The 21,750-nt window shown below is 72.9% G+C and carries 21 protein-coding genes and 1 pseudogene; 11 read left to right on the top strand and 11 right to left on the bottom strand.

Annotated features, from left to right (window positions below; translation table 11 throughout):
* Nucleotides 1-87 precede the first annotated feature (87 nt).
* The 5 genes from AAFF41_RS07435 to AAFF41_RS07415 all read left to right on the top strand — a co-directional run bounded on the left by AAFF41_RS07435 (nucleotide 88) and on the right by AAFF41_RS07415 (nucleotide 4,729).
* Nucleotides 88-1,317 carry a cytochrome P450 family protein gene (locus AAFF41_RS07435; protein WP_343326266.1) on the top strand — a complete coding sequence of 410 codons (1,230 nt, stop codon included), beginning with the start codon at nucleotides 88-90 and terminating at the stop codon, nucleotides 1,315-1,317.
* Between the two features lie 291 nt (nucleotides 1,318-1,608).
* Complete coding sequence (locus AAFF41_RS07430) at nucleotides 1,609-2,145, top strand: MFS transporter (RefSeq protein ID WP_343323730.1); 537 nt, start codon at nucleotides 1,609-1,611, stop codon at nucleotides 2,143-2,145.
* A 261-nt stretch (nucleotides 2,146-2,406) separates the two neighbouring features.
* Nucleotides 2,407-3,135 carry a nuclear transport factor 2 family protein gene (locus AAFF41_RS07425; RefSeq protein ID WP_343326265.1) on the top strand — a complete coding sequence of 243 codons (729 nt, stop codon included), beginning with the start codon at nucleotides 2,407-2,409 and terminating at the stop codon, nucleotides 3,133-3,135.
* Nucleotides 3,132-3,473: a YciI family protein gene (locus AAFF41_RS07420; protein ID WP_319745757.1), complete on the top strand. Its 342-nt coding sequence runs from the start codon at nucleotides 3,132-3,134 to the stop codon at nucleotides 3,471-3,473. Before AAFF41_RS07425 ends, AAFF41_RS07420 begins: the two co-directional genes overlap by 4 nt.
* Before the next feature lie 5 nt (nucleotides 3,474-3,478).
* Nucleotides 3,479-4,729, top strand: coding sequence for an RNA polymerase sigma factor (locus AAFF41_RS07415; RefSeq protein ID WP_415925839.1), 1,251 nt, complete (start codon nucleotides 3,479-3,481; stop codon nucleotides 4,727-4,729).
* Between the two features lie 35 nt (nucleotides 4,730-4,764).
* Here AAFF41_RS07415 and AAFF41_RS07410 read toward each other — a convergent pair whose 3' ends face one another.
* Both AAFF41_RS07410 and AAFF41_RS07405 read right to left on the bottom strand, forming a co-directional pair.
* Nucleotides 4,765-4,887 carry an SDR family oxidoreductase gene (locus AAFF41_RS07410; RefSeq protein ID WP_425526237.1) on the bottom strand — a complete coding sequence of 41 codons (123 nt, stop codon included), beginning with the start codon at nucleotides 4,885-4,887 and terminating at the stop codon, nucleotides 4,765-4,767.
* 75 nt (nucleotides 4,888-4,962) lie between these two features.
* The gene (locus tag AAFF41_RS07405; RefSeq protein ID WP_319745761.1) at nucleotides 4,963-6,558 is read right to left on the bottom strand and encodes an alpha-amylase family glycosyl hydrolase; all 1,596 of its coding nucleotides are present in this window, start codon (nucleotides 6,556-6,558) and stop codon (nucleotides 4,963-4,965) included.
* A gap of 54 nt (nucleotides 6,559-6,612) precedes the next feature.
* On the opposite strand from AAFF41_RS07405, the pseudogene AAFF41_RS07400 reads away from it, so the two are divergent.
* Nucleotides 6,613-7,499, top strand: a pseudogene (locus tag AAFF41_RS07400) (class I SAM-dependent methyltransferase); the annotation flags it as partial.
* A gap of 19 nt (nucleotides 7,500-7,518) precedes the next feature.
* On the opposite strand, the gene AAFF41_RS07395 reads toward AAFF41_RS07400, so the two are convergent.
* The 3 genes from AAFF41_RS07395 to AAFF41_RS07385 form a co-directional block, all read right to left on the bottom strand.
* Nucleotides 7,519-8,352, bottom strand: coding sequence for an alpha/beta hydrolase (locus AAFF41_RS07395; protein WP_319745766.1), 834 nt, complete (start codon nucleotides 8,350-8,352; stop codon nucleotides 7,519-7,521).
* Between the two features lie 63 nt (nucleotides 8,353-8,415).
* Entirely contained in the window at nucleotides 8,416-9,156 is a 741-nt protein-coding gene (locus tag AAFF41_RS07390; RefSeq protein ID WP_319745770.1) for a GntR family transcriptional regulator, read from the bottom strand.
* Between the two features lie 171 nt (nucleotides 9,157-9,327).
* Nucleotides 9,328-10,494, bottom strand: a complete 1,167-nt coding sequence (locus AAFF41_RS07385) for a serine hydrolase domain-containing protein (protein ID WP_319745773.1) — start codon at nucleotides 10,492-10,494, stop codon at nucleotides 9,328-9,330.
* 196 nt (nucleotides 10,495-10,690) lie between these two features.
* Here AAFF41_RS07385 and AAFF41_RS07380 point away from each other — a divergent pair, with 196 nt between their 5' ends.
* Nucleotides 10,691-11,740, top strand: a complete 1,050-nt coding sequence (locus tag AAFF41_RS07380) for a phosphatidylinositol-specific phospholipase C domain-containing protein (protein WP_319745776.1) — start codon at nucleotides 10,691-10,693, stop codon at nucleotides 11,738-11,740.
* A 29-nt stretch (nucleotides 11,741-11,769) separates the two neighbouring features.
* Here AAFF41_RS07380 and AAFF41_RS07375 read toward each other — a convergent pair whose 3' ends face one another.
* The 3 genes from AAFF41_RS07375 to AAFF41_RS07365 form a co-directional block, all read right to left on the bottom strand.
* Nucleotides 11,770-12,735, bottom strand: coding sequence for an acetylxylan esterase (locus AAFF41_RS07375; RefSeq protein ID WP_319745779.1), 966 nt, complete (start codon nucleotides 12,733-12,735; stop codon nucleotides 11,770-11,772).
* Between the two features lie 381 nt (nucleotides 12,736-13,116).
* On the bottom strand, nucleotides 13,117-15,006 hold the full coding sequence (locus tag AAFF41_RS07370) for a CdaR family protein (RefSeq protein ID WP_319745781.1): 1,890 nt from the start codon (nucleotides 15,004-15,006) through the stop codon (nucleotides 13,117-13,119).
* A 190-nt stretch (nucleotides 15,007-15,196) separates the two neighbouring features.
* Nucleotides 15,197-15,781: an Rv1733c family protein gene (locus tag AAFF41_RS07365; RefSeq protein ID WP_343323729.1), complete on the bottom strand. Its 585-nt coding sequence runs from the start codon at nucleotides 15,779-15,781 to the stop codon at nucleotides 15,197-15,199.
* A 244-nt stretch (nucleotides 15,782-16,025) separates the two neighbouring features.
* On the opposite strand from AAFF41_RS07365, the gene AAFF41_RS07360 reads away from it, so the two are divergent.
* Nucleotides 16,026-16,859, top strand: coding sequence for a universal stress protein (locus AAFF41_RS07360; protein ID WP_319745785.1), 834 nt, complete (start codon nucleotides 16,026-16,028; stop codon nucleotides 16,857-16,859).
* A gap of 86 nt (nucleotides 16,860-16,945) precedes the next feature.
* Here the strand turns inward: AAFF41_RS07360 and AAFF41_RS07355 are convergent, their stop codons facing one another.
* A complete protein-coding gene (locus AAFF41_RS07355; RefSeq protein WP_343326264.1) occupies nucleotides 16,946-17,701 on the bottom strand; it encodes a ferredoxin reductase in 756 nt (251 codons plus the stop codon).
* 4 nt (nucleotides 17,702-17,705) lie between these two features.
* The gene (locus AAFF41_RS07350) at nucleotides 17,706-18,311 is read right to left on the bottom strand and encodes a sulfite oxidase-like oxidoreductase (protein ID WP_319745789.1); all 606 of its coding nucleotides are present in this window, start codon (nucleotides 18,309-18,311) and stop codon (nucleotides 17,706-17,708) included.
* Nucleotides 18,312-18,537: 226 nt separating this feature from the next.
* Between AAFF41_RS07350 and AAFF41_RS07345 the strand changes: the two genes are divergently transcribed.
* Entirely contained in the window at nucleotides 18,538-19,458 is a 921-nt protein-coding gene (locus tag AAFF41_RS07345; protein WP_319746085.1) for an NADP-dependent oxidoreductase, read from the top strand.
* Nucleotides 19,455-20,207 carry a GNAT family N-acetyltransferase gene (locus AAFF41_RS07340; protein ID WP_319745791.1) on the top strand — a complete coding sequence of 251 codons (753 nt, stop codon included), beginning with the start codon at nucleotides 19,455-19,457 and terminating at the stop codon, nucleotides 20,205-20,207. Before AAFF41_RS07345 ends, AAFF41_RS07340 begins: the two co-directional genes overlap by 4 nt.
* Before the next feature lie 30 nt (nucleotides 20,208-20,237).
* On the opposite strand, the gene AAFF41_RS07335 is transcribed toward AAFF41_RS07340, so the two are convergent.
* Complete coding sequence (locus AAFF41_RS07335) at nucleotides 20,238-20,696, bottom strand: MarR family winged helix-turn-helix transcriptional regulator (protein WP_319745793.1); 459 nt, start codon at nucleotides 20,694-20,696, stop codon at nucleotides 20,238-20,240.
* Between the two features lie 264 nt (nucleotides 20,697-20,960).
* On the opposite strand from AAFF41_RS07335, the gene AAFF41_RS07330 reads away from it, so the two are divergent.
* Nucleotides 20,961-21,746 (top strand): putative protein N(5)-glutamine methyltransferase, encoded by a 786-nt coding sequence (locus tag AAFF41_RS07330; RefSeq protein WP_319745797.1) that lies wholly within the window; start codon nucleotides 20,961-20,963, stop codon nucleotides 21,744-21,746.
* Nucleotides 21,747-21,750: the final 4 nt, after the last annotated feature.

The following is a 21,750-nucleotide window of genomic DNA, read 5'->3' as shown; positions in this document are numbered from 1 at the left end:
GTCGTAACGGCTCGCAGCGCCCGCGCCCGACTCCCCACGCCCATAAGGAGACCTCCGGTGGACACCTCTCCCGTCACGCCGCACCGCATGGACCCGGCCGGTGGCTGTCCGCACGCCGACAACGCGCGGCTGCTCGAGCGGAGCGCCGTCGCGGCGGTGGTGCTGCCCGGCGAGGTGGCGGGCATGGCGGTGCTCGGTCACGAGGCGTTGAAGGAGTTCCTCGCGCATCCCGAAGTCGCCAAGGGCGCCGAGCACTTCACCGCGCTGCGGGAGGGGCGGATAACGCCGGGGTGGCCGCTCACGACCTTCGCGACCGTACGGGGGATGACGACCGCGGACGGCGAGGACCACCGGCGGCTGCGCTCGCTCGTGAGCAAGGCGTTCACCGCGCGCCGGGTCGAGGAACTGCGGCCCCGGATAGAGGAGTTGACGGCGGGACTGCTCGACGACCTCCGGGCCGCGGCCGAGCGGGACGGCGGAGTCGTCGATCTGCGGAGGCACTTCGCGATGCCGCTGCCCATGGGGGTCGTCGGGGAACTGCTCGGGGTGGACACGGAGCACCGCGACCGGCTGCACCACCTGTCGAACCAGGTGGTCGCCACCGACATCGGCCCCGAGAAGGCCCTGGCGGCCAACCGTGAACTCGTCGCCGTGCTCACCGCCGTGGCCGTCGCGCGGGGCGAGCGGCCGGGCGACGACCTCACCAGCGCGCTGATCGCCGCCCGGGACGAGGAGGGCGACCGGCTCAGCCAGGAGGAGCTGATCGGCACCCTGGTACTGATGATCATCGCGGGGCACGAGACCACCCTCAACCTCCTCACCAACGCGGTACGGGCGCTCTGCGGCCATCGGGACCAGCTGGAGCTGGTCATGAAGGGCGAGGGCGGGGTGGGCTGGGCGGACGTGGTCGAGGAGACCCTGCGCTGGGACGCGCCCGTCAGCTACTTCCCCTTCCGTTATCCGGTGCGGGACCTGACGGTTGACGGCACGGTGATCCCCAAGGGGACGCCCGTGCTGGCCGGTTACTCGGCGGCGGGGCGCGACCCGTCCGTGCACGGCCCGGACGCCGACCGCTTCGACGTCACCCGGCCCGCCAGGTCCGGCGCCGCCCGCCACCTCTCCCTCGGACACGGCGCCCACTACTGCCTCGGTGCCCCGCTGGCACGCATGGAGGCGACCATCGCCCTGGAACGGCTGTTCACCCGCTTCCCCGACCTCGACCTCGCCGTGACGGAGGCGGAGCTCTCCCGGCACTCCAGTTTCGTCGGCAACAGCGTGCGGGTGCTTCCGGTACGGCTGGGCACCTCCCACGGCTGACCGCGCGCATACCGCCGTACGACACCGCGCCGCATACCGTCGTACGACACCGCACCGCATACCAGCCATACGACACCGCGATGCCCCTGCGCCGACCCTTTTCTTGTTCTGGGCAAGGGCCGTCCCCGCGCTGCCAGCACCGCACACCGGCGGTACGGGACAAGGGACATGGCCATCATGGGTCGACTGGCCGGAAAAATCGCTTTCATCAGCGGAACGGGGCCGGAATAGGGCGGGCCGCGGCCCAGGTATTCGCCGCGGAAGGCGCCACCGTATTCGGCTGCGACCTCGATGCCGACGCCACCGCGGAAACGGTGGAACGCGTCGAGAAGGCCGGCGGTGTCATGCGGTCCCTCGCCCCGGTGGACCTCTCCACCGAGGCGGGGTCGGTGGCCGCCGTCCGGGGCGCCCCCTGCCGCCACCCCGGACGGGAAGGACCGCGCCAAGGCGGTCTCCACCCGGACGCTCAGCATCTCCCTCGCCTCCGCGGTCGGACCGCTGTCCTCCGGGGTCCTCGCCACCGTCGCCGACTTCCGCTGGGCGTTCGTGCCGCCCGTCGTCCTCGGCCCGGCGGTCGCGGTCGCCTGCTGGAAACTGGTCACCTCACCGACTCCAAGGCCCCCGAAGGCCGCGCCCTGGACTGGCCGGGCCAGATCACCATCGCCGTCGGCCTCACCGCCCTGCTCTGGGGCATCATCGAGGGCGGCGACCGCGGCTGGGGCAGCGCGGCGATCGTCGGCGCGCTGGCCCTCGCGGCGGTGGCCCTCGTCGGCTTCGTCGTCGCCGAGACCCGCGCCGCCTCGCCCATGTTCAACCTGGACCTGCTGAGGATCCCTTCCTTCGCCGCGGCGGCCCCCTGCTCGGCGCGCTGGTCACCCTGCTGCTGGTGCGCAAGAACACCGCCCGAGCGGCGGTCGGCGTCGGCGGTGAGCCGTCGGTGCGCACGGCTACCGCGTAGCGCGGAACGTCACGAAGGGGCCGGGACCCGGGTCCCGGCCCCTTCGCGTGCCCAGGGTGTCGAATCGGGGCGGTCCCGTTCGTCGGTGGGGTGTAGGAAGTTCATGAGCACCGGGAGGAACCGTGAAGTACATGTTGCTGGTCTGCGGCGACGACACCGCCGACGCCTCGGGCATGGCGCCCGTCGAGCCCTGGGTCGAGGAGCACGGCGCCCGCAGCGGTGTCCGGCTGCACGGCCACCGGCTCCGGCTCCCCGCCGAGGCGGTCACCGTGCGGGTGCGCGACGGCGAGGTGCTGCGTACCGACGGGCCGTTCGCCGAGACGAAGGAGTACGTCGCCGGATACGACATCCTCGACTGCGACAGCCTGGAGGAGGCCGTCGAGGTGGCCGCGCAGCACCCCGTGGCGACCATCGGCGCCATGGAGGTGCGCGCCTTCTGGGACGACGAGGACGCCGAGACCCAGATCCGTCGGCTCGACGCGGAACTCACCGCCGCCGGCCGGGATCGGGACTTCGACCGGGCGATGGCCTGCTACGCCCCCGACGTCGAGGTGTTCCACCCCGTGAGCGGTCTGGAACAGAGCGGCGTCGAAGCCCTGCGCAAGGCGGAGGAGCTGTGGTTCTCCACCCTGAGCGGGCCCGTGCACCGCGAGGTGTCCGACTTCCGCGTACGGGTCGACGAGGGCGTCGCCTTCAGCCACGCGCTCGTACGGATCCGCGCCACGCTCGCCACCGGTGAACCGCTCGACACCACCGCCCGGGTGACCACCGGCTACCGCGCCGCGGGCGACCGCTGGCAGATCGTCCACCAGCACACCTCGATCCCGTTCGACACCGGTGTCACGGAGGGCCTGTCATGAAGTACGTCCTGTTCATCTGCACCCCCGTCGGCGGCGAGGAGCTGAGCCCCGCGCAGATCGCCGACGACCCCCGCTTCACCTCGTACATCGACGAGGTCCGCAGCCGCGACATCGTCAAGGGCGGAGCGCGGCTGCGACCGTCCGCCGACGCCACCACCGTCCGTGTCCAGGGCGACGAAGTCCTGCTCAGCGACGGGCCGTTCGTGGAGTCCAAGGAGTACGTGGCCGGCTTCGACCTCATCGAGGTCGCCGACCTCGACGAGGCCATCGCGCTCGCGTCCCGGCATCCGGCGGCGCTGGGCGGCGGCTCGGTCGAGGTGCGGCCGGTCTGGGAGTGAACGACATCCGCGACGTGGAGGCGGCGGTCGCCGCCGCCTTCCGCGAGGAATGGGGCCAGGTCGTCGCCACCCTGATCCGGGTGACCGGCGACTGGGACCTCGCCGAGGAGTGCGCACAGGACGCCTTCGCCCAGGCCCTGGACCGGTGGCGGCGCGACGGAGTGCCGCGCCGCCCCGGCGCCTGGCTGACCACGACCGCACGCCACCGGGCCCTGGACGTGCTGCGCCGCGAGGCGGTGGGGGCCCAGAAACTGCGGGAGGCGGCGGTGCTGGCACGGGACGAGGGGCCCGGAGACCCGGAGTACGACGGCGACGACAGCGGCGTCCGGGACGACCGGCTGCGCCTCATCTTCACCTGCTGCCACCCGGCGCTCCCCATCGAGGCCCGGGTGGCACTGACCCTGCGCACCCTCGCCGGGCTCACCACCCCCGAGATCGCCCGCGCCTTCCTGGTGCCCGAGGCGACCATGGCGCAGCGCCTGGTGCGCGCCAAACGGAAGATCCGCAACGCCGGCATCCCCTACCGCGTACCGCCCGCGCATCTGCTGCCCGAACGCACCACCGGCGTCCTCGGCGTGGTCTACCTGCTCTTCAACGAGGGGTACGCCGCCACGGCCGGCGCCGACCTCGTGCGCACGAACCTCTGCGCGGAGGCCGTCCGGCTCGCCCGGGTCCTGGCCCGACTGATGCCCGACGAACCCGAGGTCCTCGGTCTGCTCGCCCTCCTGCTGCTGCACGACGCCCGGCGCGCCACCCGGGTGGACGCGGCCGGCCAGCTGGTGACGCTGGAGGACCAGGACCGTACCGCCTGGGACAAGGCCGCCGTCGACGAGGGCGCCGCCCTCCTGGAGAACGCCCTGCGCCGCGGACGCCCGGGGCCCTACCAGATCCAGGCCGCCATCGCCGCCTGTCACACCACCGCCGCGACGGCCGAGGACACGGACTGGGCCGACATCGCCGCGCTGTACGGGGAACTGACGCGCTTCGTGCCCTCCGCCGTGGTGCGGCTCAACCATGCGGTGGCGGTGGGCATGTCCGAGGGCCCGGAAGCGGGGCTGGCGCTCGTCGCGGAGCTGGAGCGGGAGGGCGAGCTGGACGGCTACCACCTGCTGCCCGCCACCCGCGCGGATCTGCTGCGCCGCATGGGACGCCCGGTGGAGGCGGCCGAGGCGTACGCCCGGGCGCTGGAGCTCGTGGAGAACGCCGCCGAGCGGCGCTTTCTGGAGAAGCGGCTCGCGCAGTGCCGATCGGTGTAGGACCCGTCCGGGGCGGCCGTCCCCGGGCCGGGTGGTCACACCGAGTCGAGCGCGTTCGCGATCGCCTTCACACCGCCGTGTGCGCAGTAGCCGCCGTCCACGGTGATCTCCGTGCCGTTCACGTAGGACGACTCGTCGGAGAGCAGATACACGACCAGCGGAGCGGCCTCCTCGCAGCTGCCCGGGCGGCCCTGCGGAGTCTGCGCGTTCCTGGACCGGGGCAGGGACGGCGACTAGCGGTCGGCGCCCAGGTCGAAGATCCCGTACGCGAAGCCCTCGGCGGTGATCGTGGAGCCGTTCACCGTGACCCCGTCGGCCTCCAGGGGCACCCCGGCGCGGGCACCGTCGCAGGCACAACTCGCGCTCCGCTCCCGTGGGTTGATGACCACGAGGTAGCGTCCGCCGCGCAGGTACACGAACGGATGGCCGGCGTGCAGCACCTCCACCGAGCCGCGGGAGCCGAGCTGCGGGGTGTGGGTGCGCAGGGTGACGAGGCGGCGTACGAGGTGGAGGAGCGAGGTCTCGTCGGCGCGCTGGGTGGCGACGGTCGGGCGGGTGGGCGACGGGTCGAGGGGGAGGTAGAGGCGGTCCGGCGCGGCCGTGGAGAAACCGGCGTTCGGGCCCTCGTCCCACTGCATCGGTGTGCGGGAGCCCGCGCGGTTGTAGCGGGGGCCGAGGACGCTGCCCTCCTGGTCGGGCAGGCCCGGAACGTAGCGCATGCCGATCTCGTCGCCGTAGTAGATCGCCGGGAGCGTCGGCCAGGTGAGCTGGAACGCGAAGGCGGCGGGCAGTTGCTCGGGTGTGCGCGGGCCGCAGTTGAGGCGGGAGAAGTCGTGGTTGGCGGTGGGCAGGGAGATGAAACCGCTCGCGCCGAGCGCGGTGGACGCCTTCTCCCAGGCTTCGAGGAAGGAGCGCGGCGAACCCCGGCCACTCCGGTCGAAGAAGCAGTCGAGCGGGTCCCAGCTCTCGTTGACCGTCCCCTCGCCGTTGCTCCACAGCGAGCGCAGGGCGAGGCCGTCGGTGGGGCCGCCGAACTGGAGGAAGAAGTCCGCGTGGAAGCCCGCCGGGACGGACACCTCCGGCTCGCCCCACTCCGAGAGCAGTACCGCGTCCGGATGCGCGTCGTCCAGCCAGTGGCGCAACTCGGCCCAGACCTTGGCGGTTTCCGTCCTGTCCGGATCGTCCTTGACGAGCGAGGCGGCCATGTCGACACGGAAGCCGGACAGGCCGAGACCCAGCCAGTGGTCCATGATCGTGCGCAGCGCGGCCCGGTTGGCGCGCGGCCCCTCGGCGTCGACCGGCAGGCGCCAGGGCTCGGCCGGATTCGCCCGCGCGTAGCCGAAGTTGAGTGCGGGCTGGAAGGCGAAGAAGTTCGGCAGGTACGTGCCCGGGCGGGTGCCGGGGGAGGGAACGAAGCCGTCGGGACGGCCCTCGGCCGCCCAGATGTACCGGTCGTCGGTCGGATCGTGCGCGGCGGCCTTGAACCACGGGTGCTCGTCGGAGGTGTGCCCTGCCACGAGATCCAGCAGGACCCGGATGCCGCGCCGGCCCGCCTCGTCGACCAGCTTGGCCAGGTCGTCGAGGGAGCCGTAGCGCGGTGCGACGGTCAGGTAGTCGCTGACGTCGTACCCGGCGTCGCGGAACGGTGAGACGAAGCACGGGTTCAGCCACACGGTGTTCACGCCCAGCCACGCGAGGTGGTCGAGGCGCTCGGCGATCCCGTTGAAGTCGCCGATGCCGTCGCCGTTCGAGTCGGCGAAGGACTGCGGATAGATCTGGTAGAAGACGGCGTCGGCCAGCCAGGCGGGGGCGGGACGGAACGAAGTCATGAACGGGACCCTAGACCGGCGCCCGGGGCGCGCGCTGCCCCTAAGCTGAGGGCGATGTTCACCCCGCAAGGTCCCACCCTCCGCGAACTCGCCGCGCAGGCACTGTCCTCCGTCGAGCACGGCTATGACCTGCTCCCACCCAAGTTCGACCACACGCCGTTCCGGACTCCGGACGCGATCCTCGACGCCGTGGCCCGCGCACTGGGCCCCATCGGCCCGTTCGACCACGGTCTCGACCTGTGCTGCGGCACGGGCGCGGGCATGGAGGTGCTGAGCGGACTGTGCCGGGGGCGGGTCACCGGGGTCGACATCAGCGCGGGGATGCTGGCCGTGGGACGGGAGCGGACGGGTACGGGGGGACTGAAGCGTACGGAAGCGGAAGCGCCGGGGGTCGCGCCCCCGGCGCCCGAACGCGCCCGCGGCCCGGCGCGCGAGCGGGGGCGAGCCCCGGATCGTACGAGGGCATGGACCAGGGGATGTCGCCGCGCCTCACGTGGGTACGGGGTGACGCGCGGGCCCTGCCCTTCGGCCCCGTCTTCGACCTCGTCGTCAGCTTCGGCGCGTTCGGGCACTTCCTGCCGCGCGAGCTGCCGGGGCTGTTCGCCCAGGTCCACTCCGTCCTGCGGCCGGGCGGCCGCTTCGCGTTCCCCGTCACGGCCCCGCCGCGCGCGAGTTCGCCCTGGTACTGGGCCCTGTGGGGTTTCGACGCGGCGATGCGGGTGCGCAACGCGGTCTGGCGGCCACCGTTCGTCATGTACTACCGGGCGTTCCGGCTCGGCGACGTACAACGGGAGCTGAGGCGGGCGGGATTCGAGGTGGAGCTCCTGGCGCTGCCCGAGTTCGGGTGGCGGCGTGACGGCGGCCCGCGATGCCGCATGGTCGTGGCCACCCGAAGCGGCGGCGCCTCCGCCGCTTCGGATGCCGCTTCCGGTTCCGGCTGACCCGCGCTGTCGCGGGAGGTCAGGCGAAGCGGCGGGCGAACTCCAGCGCGGTGTCGGCGACCTCCTGCCAGCCGTGGTCGATGGTCAGCGCGTGTCCACGGCCCGGGATCTCGGTGATCTCGGTGACGCCCGGGTTGTGCTGCTGCTTCTTGTACGAGGCGTTCGCGATCGCCCACGGCACGGTGTGGTCCTTCTCGCCCGAGATGATCAGCAGCGGGCCGCGGTCGGGGTTCTCGGTGTCGACCTTGACCTCGGTCCACGGGTTGAAGTTCGCCGTGGCGGCCTGGAAGAGCGGGGCACCCGGCGCGGGTACGGCGAACGTGTCGTACAGCTCCTTGGCCTCCTCCTCGCTCACCGCGTTGGCGAAGCCGTAACGGAACTGGTCGAAGGTGAGCGGGACGGCCCGGTGTCGGTTGGCCGGGTTGCCCAGGACCGGCGCGGCGGAGCGCAGCGACGAGATCGGCAGCGGCAGCACGCCGCGGAACGGTGCCGGGTCGATCGCCACCGAGACGGCGGACCGGCCCCGGCCGGCGAGGATCTGGGTGAGCAGTCCACCGAAGGAGTGGCCGATGACCGCCGGCTTCTTCTCCAGGCCGCCGATCAGTGACTCCAGATGGTCGGCGACCTGCCCGACCGTCTTGCCGGCGAGGACCTCCGGGTGGGCGTTGGCCTCCTCGACCGTGTCGGGGTCGTCGGGCCAGGACAGGGAGACCGGCGCGTAGCCCGCCTGCTCGAAGTGTGCGGTCCACCGGTCCCAGCTGCTCGGCAGGAGCCACAGGCCGTGAACGAAGACGACCGGGACGCGGCCCGTGGCGTTCGCTCGCTCGATCTGCTGTGCGTCGTTGGTGGTCATGTCTCGAACCTAGTCGCCCACGGCGCTCCTGGGATCTGTCACGTGACTGCGTCCCCGGACCGGTCACCCCGCCGCCGGCAGCGTGAACTCGTAGACGAGGGCGTCCTGTTGGGCCTCCACCAGCAGTTCGGTGATCTCCAGGGGCCGGTCGTACTGGTCGTGCACACGCCGGGTGACCCGCACGGACTGCGGGAGCCGGGTGATCGCGTCCCGGTGGTGCAGGGTCAGCCCGGCCTTGCGCATCCAGTCGTACGCCCGCCGCAGCTGCGCCGACGCGCAGCCGTCCGCACGGTCGCGGTAGCGGGCGAGTTCCTCGACCTCGGTCACGGCGACGGCGGAGAACGAGGTGACGGCCGTACGCAGTCCGCTGCCGTCCGCCGCGGCCGACTCGTAGCGATGCACGAGGGTCGGCCGGGCCGGCGCGAGTCCCAGTGCCTCGGCGTGCTCGGGCGGGGGAGTCTCCCAGGTGACACTGGCGCGGTGGACGGCGCACGGCTCGGCGGTGTGCGCGCCGACGGGGAAGTCGAGCGAGGGGATGTGCTCGGCGGTGGTGCCGGGCAGGGTGGCGTGGCTGCCGCGCCGGTCGGTGGAGACGAGACCGTCGCGCCGCAGCCGCTGCAGCGCCTGCCGCACCGTCTCGCGGCTGACGCCGAAGCGCGTGGCTAACTCCCTTTCTCCCGGCAGTCGTTCACCGGGCGGAACCGTCCCGTCGCGCAGTTCGCCGAGCAGTTGTGCGGCGATCCGCGCGTAGCGGGGCTCCTGGTCGGACGAGTGGATGCTGGTTGGACTGGTGGTGCGGGCCATGTCCGCGCCTCCTGAGAGGTGACCGTGGTGAGCGTGCTGATCGTGGTGACAAGACGTAGCCGTGCGGGCTCTGTGCGCCACCAGATCTAGCATTGGTCTAAACCACGAGGGAAGAGCGGTCGGACGGTTCGGCCGGTTTCAGTCCGCACCCACCGGGCGTCGCGGGCGCGCTCAGAGCGCGCTGTACAGGGCGTCCACGAGCGCCATCTTCCTTGGGTCGTCGGCGATGTGCGGGCCCATCCGGTTCATGACGTACCCCAGGGAGAGGCCCGACTCCGGGTCGGCGAGACCGCAGGAGCCGCCGAAGCCGTCGTGTCCGAAAGCCCTCGGGTGGGGACCGTACGAGCCATTGGGCCCGCTCAGCCACAGCCCGAGGCCGGCTTCCGTCTCGTGCTCGAACCCGGCGCCGAGCACCAGGTCCCGACAGCTGCCCTGCCCCTCGCGCACCCGCTCCGCGGCCTCCGGGGAGAGCACCTGCCGCGAGCCGTACGCCCCGCGCCCGGCGAAGATCCCGTACAGCGCGGCGACCGCGCGGGCGGTGCCGTGGCCGTTGGCCGCCGGTATCTCGGCGGCCCGCCATCGGGCCGTGTTGGCCTCGGTGGCGCCGACCAGCGGATTGGTGAGGGCGGCCACCGCCGCAGGCGCCAACTGGGCGAAGATCGCGGCCTGTTCACTGCTCGAGGCGACCGGCGGATGCACCAGCTCGGCCGCCCGCTCGGCCTCCTTCTCCGGCAGCCCGATGGTGAAGTCGATCCCGAGCGGCCCGGTCACCTCCCGCTCCAGGAACGCGCCCGGCCGCAGCCCGGAGACCCGCCGCACCACCTCTCCCACCAGATGGCCGAAGGTGAGCGCGTGGTACCCGGACCGGGTCCCCGGCTCCCACCACGGCTGCTGCGCCGCCAGCCGCTCCACGGTCAGCTCCCAGTCGCACAGCTGGGCCAGATCGTGCGGCTCACGCAGCCCGGCCAGCCCCGCGCGGTGCGACAGCAGATGTCGTACGAGCACGGACTCCTTGCCCGCCGCCGCGAACTCCGGCCAGTACGCGGCCACCGGGGCGTCGAAGTCGAGCAGCCCGCGATCGGCCAGGATGTGCGCGCACAGCGCGGTCGGGCCCTTGGACGTCGACCAGACGTTGACCAGCGTCTCGCGCTCCCAGGGCCGGGTGCGCGCCGCGTCGGCCCAACCGCCCCACAGGTCGACCACCGACTCGCCGTCGAGCGTGACGGTCACGGCCGCGCCGAGCTCGTCGCGATCCCGGAAGTTCTCCTCGAACGCGGTGCGCACCGCCGCGAAGCGGGCGTCGCAGTGGCCGTGAACACGCGGCGCGGGCTGGGTCATGGGACCTCCGTCATCCATCGGGACTCCGGGCCCGAACGTACCGACTGGTCGGACTGGAGGGAAGCGGTGTGACGGCATCCGTCTTCCGTATGTGTCGTCGTCGCCCGTCGTCCTTCACCGCGGGATCTTCCGGAAGTCACCCAACACCCCTACGCTGCACGTCGGTTGACCACCGAGACGCAGGAGGCAGGGGAACATGTACAGACATGTGAGGGTGTTGGCGCGTACCGGGATCGCGGTGGCGACGGCGGGAGCCCTCGCCCTGACCACGGCCCCCGGCGCCACCGCCGCGGACCTCTCGTACTCCGCCAGCACCTCCGTCGGGGTCCACAACTCCTACGACAAGGCCAAGTACACGTACTTCGCCGACGCGCTGGACTCCGGCGCCGGAATGCTCGAACTCGACGTGTGGACCAATGTGTTCGGCGCCTCCTGGCGCGTCTCGCACAGCAACCCGATCGGCAACGACAACAACTGCGAGAACGCGGCGAACGCCTCCGAACTGCGCACCAAGTCCCGCAACCGCGACCTCGCCGGCTGCCTCTCCGACATCAAGGCCTGGCACGACGCGCACCCGGGCCACCGGCCGATCCAGCTGAAGATCGAGATGAAGGACGGCTTCCAGGCCAACAACGGCCGCGGTCCCGCCCAGCTGGACGCCCTGCTCACCGCGAAGCTCGGCGATGCCCTGTTGCGCCCCGCCGACATCGTCGGCTCCCACGCCGACCTCGACTCGGCCGTACGCGCCGACGGCTGGCCCGCCCGCTCGGCCCTCGCGGGCAAGTTCATGGTCGAGCTGATCCCCGGAACCGTCGAGGAGAGCAACCCCCTCGACTCGCTCTGGACCGACCGCGAGTACGCCACCCACCTCCGCGACCTCGCCGCGGCCGGGCGGCTGCGCGAGGCGGCCGCCTTCCCCGCCGTCCACAACGCGGCCACGGGCGACCCGCGCACCCGCTACACGGACCCGGCCATCCGCCCCTGGTTCGTGATCTTCGACGGCGACGCCGCCACCTACGCGAACGGCACCATCGACACCGCCTGGTACGACGACCGCCACTACCTCGTCGTCATGACCGACGGTCAGAACGTGCCACCGGCCATCGACGCCACCAACCCCACCCAGGCCCAGGCCCTGGACCGGGTCGCCCTCCTCGCCCGGCAGCACGCGAGCGTGGTCTCGGCGGACTGGTACCCCCTGCCCGCGGTCCTGTCGACGGTCGTACCACGCGGAACGGCGGGCTGAGCACCGGCCGTCACCGCTCCACGGCCGCGTCAGAGGTGCGCGGGCAGCCAGGCCAGCTTGGCCGCCTCCTGGTAGGGGCCGCCGCCCTCGTGGTCGTTGAAGTCGTAGACCTCGATCTTCTTGTCCTCGTGGTCCCAGGCGTTGAAGGCCGCGAAGATCGTGGAGGGCGGGCAGGTCTGGTCCTCCAGCGCGACCGAGAAGAGGGCCGGCGCCCGCCCGCGCGCCGCGAAGTGCACCCCGTCGAAGTAGGACAGCGTGCGCAGGACGTCCTCGGTGCGGCCGCGGTGGGTCTTGAGGTAGTTGCCGATCTCCCGGTACGGGTGCCGGTCCGTCAGCGTCGTCGCACGCGGGAAGTCGCACAGGAACGGCACGTCGGGCGCGATCGCGGCCAGGTCGGGGACCAGACCGCCCACCGCGATCGTGATCCCGCCGCCCTGACTCCCGCCGACGGCCGCCACGCGTTCCGCGTCGACCAGCGGATGCGAGCGGGCGGTCTCCACCGCGCGCACGCCGTCGGTGAACACCCGGCGGTAGTAGTAGTTCTCGGGGGCGTCGATGCCACGGGTCATGTAACCGGGGTACGCGGGCGCGCTGCCCACCGGGTCCGGGGTCTCGCCGCCGCCCCACGCGCTGCCCTGGCCACGGGTGTCCATCACGAAGTGCGCGAAGCCCGCCGAGGCCCACAGCAGATGCGTGTGCGAGAGGCCGCGACCGCCGCCGTAGCCGACGAACTCGACGACCGTGGGCAGGGCGGAGTTCGCCCAGGCGGGCAGCGTGAGCCAGCCCTTGACCGGGTGCCCGCCGAACCCGGCGAACGTCACGTCGTACACCTTGACCGTCTTGAGCGGCGTCTCGACGGGTTCGAAGCGGGCGTCGAGGTCGTGCTCCCGCGTCTCCTGGAGGGTCTTGGCCCAGAAGGTGTCGAAGTCCTCGGGCTCGGCGGACGCGCTGCGGTATGCGCGAAGTTCGTCGAGGGGGAGGTCGAACTGGGCCATGAAGGACCACCTTTTGACGTCACGGGTGCGGATGATCACACCGTACGTGTGACGCCGGAGGGCCGCCAGACCACCGTTCGGTCAGCCGCCGGGGCCGAGGGCCAGGGCCACGGACCAACCGCAGTCACGTCGCCCGACCCGGTCGTCCTCACTCTTGCGCGACCAGCGGTTGGCATTCACGGCGACCTCCTTCGCGCCGGCCCCGACACGGCGTCGGGCGGGCGAGCGCCAGGCTAGGAAGCGCCGTCCCGCCGTGCCACGTCACGCGTGCACAGTCGGGCCGCCGGACGCGCCGCCGGGGCGGACGGGAGCCGTTCCGGTGCACAGGACGGCGGGCGCGCCACCTCACCGGTGCACAGTCCGGCGCCGGTGAGGGGCGTCTCAGGCGGCCGGCAGGAAGGGGCGGCCGGTGCCGGCGTGCAGCGCGAACGCCAACGGGCGTACGCCGCTGAGCGCCTGCTCGTGCTCGTTTCCGTCGAGCGCCTCCGTCTCGTCCGGGCCCACCGGCAGGTGGCGCTGGATCAGCGGCGCGGCGGCCCGCAGGTGACTGCGGACCGTCACCGGTGCCACGTCAAGGGCGGCGGCCGTCCGACCGGTGTGGGTGTCGTTCTCCAGCCAGACCCGGAGCGTGCGCAGCAGATCGCGGCGGTCGGCCCGCAGCGGCTCGAGGAACGAGTCGGCCCAGGCGCGGACCTCCGGAGCGGACACCATCGCGGTGAAGTCCGCCGCCGGGTCGGCCGAGTGCGCGTCATGACCGTACTTCACGACGACCTGGAGCGCCGTCGAGACCACCACCCGGTTCAGGACCTGGCCGCGGTCGAGGCCGAGCAGACCGAAGCCCTTGCTGATGCGGTGGGTCACCGTGTTGCGGTGGATGCCGAGCAGCCGGCCGACGGCCGTGTGCGGGAACTCGAGCCCCAACTCCAGTGTCCGCACGAGCTGTTCGCGCTGCCCGGCCGGCAGGGTGAGCACCGGGCGCAGCAGTGTGCCCGCCCACCGTCGGGCCGTGGCCGGCGGCAGGACGTCCATCAGGTCGGCACGCTGTTCGGCGAGCGCGACCCGGCCGGCCGTCCTGCGCGCCGTCACGAGGGCGCCGGCCGCCTGCGTGTACGCGTCCGCCACACTGCTCAGCGCGTACACCCGGCTGCCGCCCATGCAGTGCCCGGGCAGTGCGGCGACGACCGCCTCCAGTGTGTGCCACACACCGCCCGGAGCGTCCTCGTCCGTCTGGAGCGGATCGACCACGATCAGGTGATTGAACACCGGGCACCGCGCCAGCAGCGCGCGTCCGGCGAGCGCGTCCTCCGCCTGCCGGAGCGCCACCTCACGGTCCTCCCGCGCGCAGTCGATCACATGGACACGCACCGACTCGGTCGCCAGCAGCCCCGGTGCGAGGCCGGCCAGCACGCGCTGGGCCGCCACCTCCTCACCCACCATCAGCAGTTGCAGGACGCTCAGCTGCACCTCGCGCCGGGTCTCCGCCAGTTGGTCCGGCAGCCGAGTCCGGTCGATGAGACCCAGCGCCTTCGCCGCGTGCCCCATCAACTCGGTGCGTACGTCGTCGAGCGGACGGCGGGGGGTCACCGACAGCACCGCGCCGGAACCGGCGGCGCCCAGCGGGAGCGACTCCGTCCGCGTCCGGGGAAAGGCGGTGCGAGGGGGCTGCCGGGTGAGGACGTCGGGTGCCGCGGCCAGGACACCGCGCAGGGGATCACTGACCACCACTTCGGCGTCCACCGCGGCCGCCAGCCAGTCCGCTATCCGCTGCATCGCGTCCGTGTCCGCATCCGTGACCGTGTGCGCGTCGGCGAGCCGGTCCGGAAGCCGGTTCAGGAGCGCGGTGAGCTGATCGGCGTGCCATTCGGCCTGCCGGTAGCGGTACTCGCGCAGCCGCGGGATCAGTTCGTGCCAGTCGTGCAGCTCCTTCGTCGTGGTCAGCAGTGGTACGCCGAGGCGGACGGCCGAGCTGCGGATCACCACCGGAACGGACTGCGCGCCGTGCTGCCCGACCACCACGGCGAGTCCGGCGGCCCGCTGCCGCGACAGCTCACGCAGCAACGGCTCGACCCCCTCGTGCACGGACGTCCGCCCGGAAGCCCGGACGTCACCGATCACCACCAGCGCGTCCCTCACATCACCCAGCGAGCCGCCCGCGGCCGCGGCCAGGGACAGGGCGCGTACGGAATCGACCGCGCGGTCGGCCATCGGGCCCCCGTTGACGAACCGAAGACAGAAGTCGGGCTCCTCGCACAGGTTGATCAGCGTGGGCATGGCGTCCTTCCCGTGTCGATGGCGCACCGGCCGCTGCCGACACCGTAGGCGCGTCCGGCGCCGGAGCGCAGTACGGGGTGCGCGAAAAGGGCGCGGGAGGGGTGGTATCCGGCGCAGTCAAGACGGGTGGTACTCCGCGCCGTCAAGACGGGTGGATGCCCCGCCGTTGCGACGGGTGGTTCCCCCGCCATCAAGCCGTGTGCCGTCGCCACTTGGGCCCCGTACGCGCCCACTCCCGCTCCCACTCGGCCAGACGGCGACGCGCGGCGATCCGCCGTACGGCGAAGTGCCAGGCGAGTACGACGGCCACGACTCCCGCGGCGGTCGACACACCCGTCGTCAGCGCGTGTTGCCAGACCGCGCCGGTGGTCACCGGCGGACCGACGTTCCGGCCGCGCGCATCGAGCCAGACCGCGACGCGGTCGCCGCGCTGCCCGCCCGCGGGGACCAGGGCCTCACCGGTCCGGGGCCCCTTGCCCGGCTCGGTCCAGCGCACCTTCACCCGGAACGTGGGCAGCCTGGCACCCTGTGGCGAGGGCACCGCCGCGGGCGCGGTCTCCACGAGTACGGCGCTCACCCGCTGCCGCTCGGCCCGCTGCGTCGCCGCCCGTGCCTGTGCGCTCTCGTACCGCCACCACCCCACAGCGGCTCCGGCCGACGGCGCACCGACGAACACCAGCACGGCGACGGTCAGTACCGTCCACGCCTCGACGACGTCCGAGCGGCGGCGCAGTGGATTGCGGCGCCAGCGCCAACCGCGTACCCGGGTACGCATCTTCACCTCCTCGCCTCCAAGGTCCCGCCCGCGGAGGGCCGAACGGACTCCGCACCGGGACGATTCGGCCCACCTGGCGTGACTGATCCGCGCCTCCTGTGGAACCCGCGCACCACTCCACGCAGCGAACAGGAGCCACCATGACCTGTGCCCATCCAGCAGCACTCGACGCGCACTGGCGCGTAACCGATCTCCGCACGAAGGGCAGTTGTCCGCGGTCGCGCCCCCTGGGAAGGCGGGAGCCATGAGCACCGACACGCGGACGATCACCGTGGGCATCGACGGCTCGCGATCCAGCCTGGACGCGGCCGACTGGGCCGCCCGTGAGGCGCAGCGCCGCCGGCTCCCCCTGCGGCTGCTGCACGCGGGGACCGAACCGGCCGTTCCCGGCGGCGTCTTCGACACCGACGACATAGACGACATCGACGTTCCCGCCGGGCGCACCCGCGCCGCACTCGACCGGGCCGCCATCGAACTCTCCTACGCCCACCCGGCCTTGGACATCATCGCCCGCCGCACCGCGACACCGGCGGTCCCGGCGCTGCTCGCCGCGGCCGTCGAGGCGGAGACGCTGGTCCTCGGCTCGCGCGGCCGTACGGGGAGCGCGGGGTTCCCGGTCGGCTCGGTCGCCCTCGGCGTCGCGGCCCGCGCCGACCGCCCGGTCGTCCTGGTGCGCGCGGGCGAACTCCCCGAGGACGAACGGATGCCCGTCGTCAAGGGCTCACCGCCGAGTACGGCGCCCTACCTGCCCGTCGTCCTCGGACTCGATCCGGACGCCTCGGCCGACGACCTGATCGGCTACGCCTTCGACACGGCCGCCGTCCGCTCCGCGCAGCTGCACGTGGTGCACCCGTGGGCCCTGCCCACCAGCACACTGCGGCCGTGGCGCCACAGGTTCCCCGGGACCACGGTCCGCGAGCACCGCGTCGACGGCGATCCCGGCCCCCGTCTGCTGGAGGCGTCCGCGCGGGCCGGTCTGCTGGTCGTCGGGCGCCGCACCGGCCGGGGCCCGGGCCGCGCCGCGCGGTCACTGATCCGGCACGCCGACTGCCCGGTGGCGGTCGTTCCGCACGACTGACCGGGTTCGACGGGTGAGGACGTCTCAGCCGACCGGGTTCGAGGGGCGAGACGTCTCAGCCGACCGGGTTCGACGGGCGAGACGTCTCAGCCGAAGCGTTCGATACGAATGCGGTCCACCGGCTGCCCGGCCTCCACCAGCAGCCGCGAGGCGTGCTCCGCGAACCCGTTGGAGCCGCACACATAGGCCTCCCACCCACCCGGTGGCCGCTCGGCCAGCAGCGGAGCCAGATGCGCCGCCGCGAGCCGTCCCACGGCCATCCCCTCGGGTGCGGTGCGCGTGAAGACGGGCGTGGTCTCGGCACCGTACTCCCGCGCGTAGATGAGCTCTTCGGGGCCGCGCGCGGAGACGAGCAGCCGCAGCGGCACGTCCAGCGCGCGGGCCCGGTGGTGGCGCAGCATCGACATCAGCGGTACGACACCGGAGCCGGCGCCGACGAGCAGCGCGGGCCGGTCGCCGGGCCAGGCGAAGAACCCGCTGAGCGGCCCGCGCACCTCGACCGAATCACCGGGCCTCGCCACCGTGTGGAACCAGCCGGAGACCTCGCCGCCCTCGACGTGGTCGAGGGTGAGTTCGATGTGCGCGGTGTCGTCGGGCGGCGACGCGAGGGAGTAGTGACGCTGCGCCACGTACCCGTCCTCGGCGGTCAGCCGCAGCATCAGGTGCTGCCCCGGCAGATGCCCCGACCACTCCGGCACCGCGAACCGGAAGGTGACGGCGCCCGGCGTCTCCCGGCGGATCTCGGTGAGCGTGGCGGTCTGCCAGGTGGCGGCGGCCCGGTTGCTCACCGCGATCCGCCCGGGCACGGCGAACCGGGTGGGCGGTACGAACGTGTCGGTCATCGTCTCAGTCACCGGAGTAGCGCTGTTCTTCCCAGGGGTTGCCGCGTGCGTGGTAGCCGTTCTGTTCCCAGAAGCCCGGCTCGTCGTGGTCGAGGAGCCGGAGGCCCGCGATCCACTTGGCGCTCTTCCAGAAGTACAGGTGTGGCACGATCAGCCGCGCCGGCCCGCCGTGTTCGGCGGGCAGTGGCTTCCCCTCGTACTCCCAGACGATCCAGGCACGACCGCCGGTGATGTCGGCGAGCGGGAGGTTCGTCGTGTACCCGGTGTGCGAGTAGGCGACCACGTGGGTGGCGGACGCGTCCGGGCGCACGGCGTCCAGGAACGCGTCCAGGCGGACACCCCCGAAGCGCACCCCGAACTTCGACCAGCTCGTCACACAGTGGATGTCGCCCTCGTACGCCGAGGCGGGCAGCGCGTGCGCCTGTTCCCAGTTCCAGGTGCGCGGCTCGGCCACCAGCCCGTCGATCCGGAAGGTCCAGTCGGCGGGTGCCAGGTCGGGGGTGACCTCGGCGGACAGGACGGGCCAGTCGTCGCCCGCGTCGTACTGGCCGGGTGGCAGTTGGGCGTGGTCGACGCGGGGGCGCCCGGTGAAGGCTCGGGTGACGTTCATGACGGTGGTGCCTCCAGGCCGTCGGGTGCGGCGGCCCGCGGATCGAGCGTGATCGGTGCTTACGCATTCAACCGTACGTGGCCGTGGGCCGTGCTCCGTGCCCGGGCGGGATCCCGATCATTGCGGCCGTATGAACTCTCCCGGGACCTGGGAATAGCCGCGCCGTGATCTTCCTTGCCGATAGTGCCGTCCGTGGTGGTGACGGCGGAGGAGAGTGAGGAAGCAGATGCCCAAGGCGTACGTCTTCACCCGGTACGGCGGACCGGAGACCGAGGCCCTGGTGGAGCAGGACCGGCCGAGCCCGGGTCCCGGCCAGGTACTCGTGGCGGTCCGCGCGGCGGGCGTGAACCCCGTCGACTGGAAGCAGCGGACGGGATACGCCCGCCCAGGCGCCGGGGCACGCGAGCTGCCCGCCGTCCTCGGCAACGAGGTCGCCGGCGTCGTCGAGGAGCTCGGTCCCGACGTGACCGGGTTCACCGTGGGGGACGAGGTCTTCGGCAACCCGGTGGCCGGCGGATACGCCGAGTACGCGCTGCTGCCGACCGCGGTCACCGCCCACAAGCCCGCCGCGCTCTCCTTCACGGATGCGGCGGCCCTGCCCATCGCCGCGGCGACCGCGTACGACGGGATCCACCAGCTCGGCCTGCCCTCCGGCGCCACCGTGCTGATCACCGGCGCGGGCGGTGGCGTCGGTGTCGCGGCCACGCAGATCGCGCGCGCCCTCGGACTCGCCGTGGTCGGCGTCGCGAGCGAGGGCAAGAAGGACTTCGTCGAGGAGCTCGGGGCCGTGCACGTCCCGGCGGGGCCGGATCTGGCCGAGCGGGTGCGGGCCGCCGCGCCGGACGGGGTGGACGCCGTCTTCGACCTGGTCGGGGGCGAGGTGCTGGAGGCCGCGGCGACCTTGCTGGACGACCGTACGAAGCTGATCACCGGCGCCGACCGGGAGACGGCCGCCCGGCTCGGGGGAGGACCCGTCGAACGCGCCCGTACCGCCGCCGTCCTCGACGAGGTGGCGCGCCTGGTGGTCGACGGCCGGCTGAGGCCCTTCGTGACGGGGACGTTCCCCCTCGACCGGGCCGGCGAGGCGCTGCGCACGGTCGAGGACGGCCACGCCCGCGGGAAGATCGTGATCGAGGTCGCCCGATGAGCGACCGTCGCCTCACGAGCCCCCGTCCGCCGACCGACGCCACGCACCCGCTGGACAACCCGTCCCTCGCCTCGCTGACCGGCCCACACGCCCACTTCGCCGAACGCCGGGGACACGTCCTGCGCTATCCCGTCGACGTGTCGCCGTGGCTGGCCCTGCCCGACGACCCGACCGACGACGACTGGGCGGACCTCGCCGCCCTCGTCGGACCCGGCGGCGAGGCCCCGCTGGCCGGCTTCAACGGGCCGACCCCGGAAGGCTGGGAGGTGACCTTCAGCCTGGACGGCGTCCAACTCGTCGACGACGGACTCGCCGCGGCGCCGGACGCCGAAGCGGTGCGGCTCGGCCCCGCCGACGTACCCGAGATGCTGGACCTGGTGGAGCGCACCAGGCCCGGCCCCTTCCTGCCACGCACCGTCGAGCTCGGCACCTATCTCGGCATCCGGCGCGGCGGCGCGCTGATCGCCATGGCGGGGGAGCGGCTGCACCCGCCGGGCTGGACCGAGATCAGCGCGGTCTGCACCGACCCGGACTTCCGCGGCGAGGGGCTCGCCACCCGTCTGATCCTTGCCGTGGCGCACGGCATCCGCGAACGCGGCGAGACCCCCTTCCTGCACACCGCCGCGAGCAACACCAACGCCATCCGGCTCTATGAGTCCCTGGGCTTCAAACTGCGCCGCGGCACGCGGTTCATGGCGGCACGGGTTCCGGAGCATCTGACGGACGGCCGGGCCGTGGGGGTCCGTTGACGGCTCCCGAAGGCCTCCGGTGGTGAAGCCTCAGCTCCCGGAGGCCTGTGCGGCGGGCGGTGCCCCGGCCGCCGCCGTGTTGTACCGCACCAGGTAGGCGGCGAACCGCTCCAGGTCCGCCGGCGGCCAGTCCGCGAGCCGCTCACGGAACGCGATCCGGCGGCTCTCGGTGACCTGGGCGAGGATGCGGGTGCCCGCCTCCGTCAGCTGGAGCACCTGCACCCGGTGGTCCTCGGGGTCGACTCGGCGTTCGATGAGCCCGGCCCGCTCCAGCGCCGACACCTGTCGGCTCACCGTGGACTTGTCCAGGGCGTAGTGCGCGGCGAGGTCGGTGGCACGACAGCCGCCGCTCTCCTCCAGATGACCCAGCAGGGTGTACGAGACCAGCGACAGCTCCGGATGCATACGCCCCGCCGAGGCCCGGGCGCGGCGGGCGAAGGCCGTCATCTCGCGCTGGATGGTCTCGACGGACGCCTCGGCTGCATTCACGGGAGCTCCTTCCTCTCTAGTTGCATAGTACAACTTGGTGGTCCGCGACCGGCGTGCGGCGAGGGAGCACCTCCCTCGCCGTCCGGCCCTTCCTGTAAGGTGACCGTCCTGGCTGCGGACCGCCCCAGCCCGGGAGTTGCCGAGGAGGTGAGACCCATTACCGCTGTGTCAGGTCGGGTGCTCTCACCTCAGGACCCTGCGGATCGCCGCCTGTAGGTGACCGCGAGAGCGCCCTTCGGCTCACCGAAAGGCTTCTCGGCTCTCATGCCCCCTCTTTCCGATTCCGTTGTCGCCGCGCTCCGCTCCGCGGGCTGTGTCTTCGCCGAGGACGAGGCGGAGTTGATCCTCTCCACCGCCCGCACCCCGGACGAGGTCTCCGCCATGGTGGACCGGCGCGTCTCGGGACTCCCCCTCGAACACGTCCTCGGCTGGGCCCGGTTCCACGACCTGCGCATCGTCGTCGAGCCGGGCGTCTTCGTACCCCGCCGCCGCACGGAGTTCCTCGTCGACCAGGCCGTGGCTCGCGCGCGCGGCGCCGCCCTCGTCGTGGACCTGTGCTGCGGCTCCGGCGCGGTGGGTGCCGCACTGGCCGCCGCCCTCGGCGGCCCCGAACTGCACGCCGCGGACATCGATCCGGCCGCCGTGCGCTGCGCGCGCCGCAACGTCGCACCTTTCGGCGGACACGTCCACCAGGGCGACCTGTTCGACGCCCTGCCCGACGCCCTGCGCGGCCGCGTCGACGTCCTCACCGCCAACGTGCCGTACGTTCCCACGCACGAGGTCGGCCTGCTGCCGCCGGAAGCCCGCGACCACGAACCGCTCGTCGCCCTCGACGGCGGCGCGGACGGCCTCGACGTCCTGCGCCGCGTCACCGCCGAGGCGCCCCGCTGGCTGGCCCCGGGCGGCTGTCTTCTGGTCGAGACCAGCGAGCGCCAGGCCCCCGCGGCCGTCGAGGCCTTCGCCCGCGGCGGTCTGACCGCCACGCTGGCCGTCTCCGACGAGCTGTACGCGAACGTGGTGGTCGGCGTCAGGCCGCCACGGGCGGTCTGACCTG

The sequence above is a fragment of the Streptomyces mirabilis genome (assembly GCF_039503195.1).
Lineage (GTDB): Bacteria > Actinomycetota > Actinomycetes > Streptomycetales > Streptomycetaceae > Streptomyces > Streptomyces mirabilis_D.
The sequence above is the reverse complement of the archived record's forward strand: the minus strand, read 5'-3'. Positions and strand labels throughout refer to the sequence as shown.